This window comes from Clostridia bacterium, from assembly GCA_019683875.1.
Lineage (GTDB): Bacteria > Bacillota > Sulfobacillia > RBS10-35 > Bu92 > Bu92.
Window position 1 is genome coordinate 1 of record JADGHN010000168.1, and the last position, 2838, is coordinate 2838.

The window sequence follows — 2838 nt, forward strand, 5'->3', positions numbered from 1 at the left end:
GATCGTGCCCGTGCCGGTCCCGGACCGCGGCGGCGAGCGCCTCTTCGACCGCGACGAGCACCCGCGGGAGACCACCCTTGAGAAGCTGGCGGCGCTGAAGCCGGTGTTCCAGGAGGGCGGCACGGTCACGGCCGGCAACTCGTCCGGCATCAACGATGCCGGCGCGGCGGTCGTCGTCATGGACGGCGACGAGGCCGTCCGCCGCGGGTTGAAGCCGAAGGCGCGCTTTGTGGGCTGGGCGATGGCGGGCGTGGAGCCGGCGTACATGGGCTACGCGCCCACGTACGCGATCCCGCGGGTGCTGGAGAAGACGGGGCTGCGGCTTGAGGACATCGACGTGGTGGAATTGAACGAGGCATTCGCGGCGCAGGCCGTGGCCGTGATCCGCGACGCCGGCCTCGACCCGGCCCGCACGAACCCGAACGGCGGCGCGATCGCGCTGGGGCACCCGGTCGGGGCCACGGCCTGCATCCTGGTGATCAAGGCCATCGAATACCTGCGCCGCCACGGGAAGCGGTACGCGCTCGTGACGATGTGCATCGGCGGCGGCCAGGCGCTGGCGGCGGTGTTCGAGCGGCTGTGAGGCGCCAGGACCCGCCGGCTACCCGCCCCGCGACTCGTCCCCGTACTCGTAAAACCCGCGCCCGGTCTTGCGCCCCAGGCGCCCCGCCCGGACCATGCTCTTGAGCAGGTGCGGCGGCGTGTAGTACGGGTCGCCGGACTCCTGCCGGAAGTATTCGAGGACGTGATGGTTCACGTCGTTCCCGGTGAAGTCCATCAGCGTGAACGGCCCCATCGGGTAGTTCAGGCCGAGCGTCACCGCCTTGTCGATCTCCTCCGGCGTGGCCACGCCCTCCTCCACCAACCGCAGCGCCTCGATGAACTGCGGCATGAGGATGCGGTTGACGATGTAGCCCGGCGTGTCCTTGCGCACCTCGACGGGCACGCGCCCCATGCGCTCGGCGAGGGCCTTGGCCTCGGCCACGGTGGCGTCGCTCGTCTCCAGGCCGCGGACGACCTCCACGAGCTTCATCACCTGCGGCGGGTTGAAGAAGTGCATTCCGACGACGCGGTCCCGCCGCTTCGTGGCCGTGGCGATCTCCGTGATGGACATGGAGGAACTGTTCGTGGCGAGGACGACGCCTTCGCGGCAGATGCGGTCGAGGTCGGCGAAGGCCGCCTTCTTGGCGGCGAGGTCCTCGATGATCGCCTCGATGACGAAGTCAGCCCCGGCAAGCCGGTCGCGGTCCGTGGTGAAGCTCAGACGCTCCCACACGGCCTGCCGCTCCTCCTCCGTGAACTTGCCGCGTTCGATGCGGCCCTTCATGAGGCCGTCGATGCGGCGGCGCGCGCGGTCGAGGATGTCCTCGGACACGTCGACGCAGACCGCCGGAATGCCGTGCAGCGCGGCGGTGTGCGCGATGGCGGCGCCCATGGTGCCGGCGCCGAGCACGCCGAGAAGGCGGACGGACTCCGCCTGGCTTGAGCGCGGTTCGGTCTCGGTCACGTGATCGCCCCCTGTGGGCCACCGGGGTACACCCGGGGATTCCACGGGGAGCATTCGCGCCGCGCCGCGGCCTTCCTGCGAGATCGGCGAACGCGCCTGCCACACAGTCCGCCCCCGTGGACGGGCGGGCGCGCGCGTGCAGGCGTTCGCGCGCGCCCGTCCCTGTCGCTCCGAAGCCGCCGGGAGCGTGCAGCGCTCCCTCAAGACGTCCGCGGCGGGTGTGCGCGTACGGTCCGCCACGCCCACTGGACCCCGGCGATCAGCGCCACGAACGCCAACGGCGCGGCGTCGATCAGAAAGTCCACCCATGAAGCGGGCGTTCCGCGGTGAACCCCCCAGAGGATGGCGCGGGCCGCCCACCGGCCGGCGGTGATCAGCAGGAACAGACGCAAGGCCCCACGAGCGCCAGAGACGAACACGGCGAAGCCGGCGATGTAGAGGAACACGAAGGTCACTGCGAGCGCCATGTCCACGAACGCGCGCCCCTCCGCGATTGGGTGCTTCCAGAATTCTCCGTCCGGCGCCCCGCCCCCTACCGCCGTTCCAGAAGGTACCCCACGTACTGCAGGATCGCGTCCGCGCAGTGCTCGCAGAAGCCCTCCCGCTCGATCAGCCGCGCCTTCACCTCGCGCAGGCGCGCGCGCTGGTCCTCGTCCGGGATCCGTCCGGAGACCGTGGTGCGGATGGAGCCCTGCAGGTCGGCAAACAGCCGCGCCTCGATCGCCTGCTTCAGCTTCGGATGGCTGTCGTAGCGGAACGTCTCGCCGCGCCGCAGGGCGCTGGCGACGCGCACCATCAACTCCTCGCGGAAGGACCTGCGGCCGGTGGCGCTCACGCCGATCAGATCCTCCAGCGACCGCATGAACTTCTCGTCCGGCTCGACCCATTCGCCGGTGACCGGGTCGCGGACGCGGTCATTGCGCAGGGAGGCCTCGGCCATGTCGAGGTACTTCTTGAGAATGTCCTGCGCCGCGTCGTCGAAGGCGGCGACGAATGCGCGGCTGACCGTCTTGATCGCCCAGTCGTCGTACTCCTTGCGCACGTCCGCCAGGGCGGCGAGCAGCATCTCCATCTCCTCCCGCGATTCGGTTCCGACGTGGTGCGCCAGGGAACCGCGGAGCGCCTTGAGCGCGTCGACCGGGTTGATGCAGGGCACCTTCGCGCCGACGAGCGCCTGGGCGAGCGCGTTGATGACCTGGCGCGGCGAGACGCCCCGCATCCCGTCGCGCGGGGACTGCTCCCGCGCCTCCTGCGCGTGCGCCGGGCGGTACTCGCCCTCGAACTGGCCGTCGTAGAGCTTGAGCTTGAGGGCCGGCGGGTACTTCTCGTGC

General features: G+C 70.7%; 4 protein-coding genes. 1 reads left to right on the forward strand and 3 read right to left on the reverse strand.

What is annotated here, in order from left to right; translation table 11 throughout:
* On the forward strand, nucleotides 1-583 hold a 583-nt coding region (locus IRZ18_09405), incomplete at its 5' end, for a thiolase family protein (protein MBX5477321.1).
* A gap of 18 nt (nucleotides 584-601) precedes the next feature.
* On the opposite strand, the gene IRZ18_09410 is transcribed toward IRZ18_09405, so the two are convergent.
* The 3 genes from IRZ18_09410 to IRZ18_09420 form a co-directional block, all read right to left on the reverse strand.
* Nucleotides 602-1561 carry a 3-hydroxyacyl-CoA dehydrogenase family protein gene (locus IRZ18_09410; GenBank protein MBX5477322.1) on the reverse strand — a complete coding sequence of 320 codons (960 nt, stop codon included), beginning with the start codon at nucleotides 1559-1561 and terminating at the stop codon, nucleotides 602-604.
* A 146-nt stretch (nucleotides 1562-1707) separates the two neighbouring features.
* Nucleotides 1708-1980: a hypothetical protein gene (locus IRZ18_09415; protein ID MBX5477323.1), complete on the reverse strand. Its 273-nt coding sequence runs from the start codon at nucleotides 1978-1980 to the stop codon at nucleotides 1708-1710.
* Between the two features lie 59 nt (nucleotides 1981-2039).
* A partial coding sequence (locus IRZ18_09420) for a protein prkA (protein MBX5477324.1) occupies nucleotides 2040-2838 on the reverse strand: 799 nt, incomplete at its 5' end.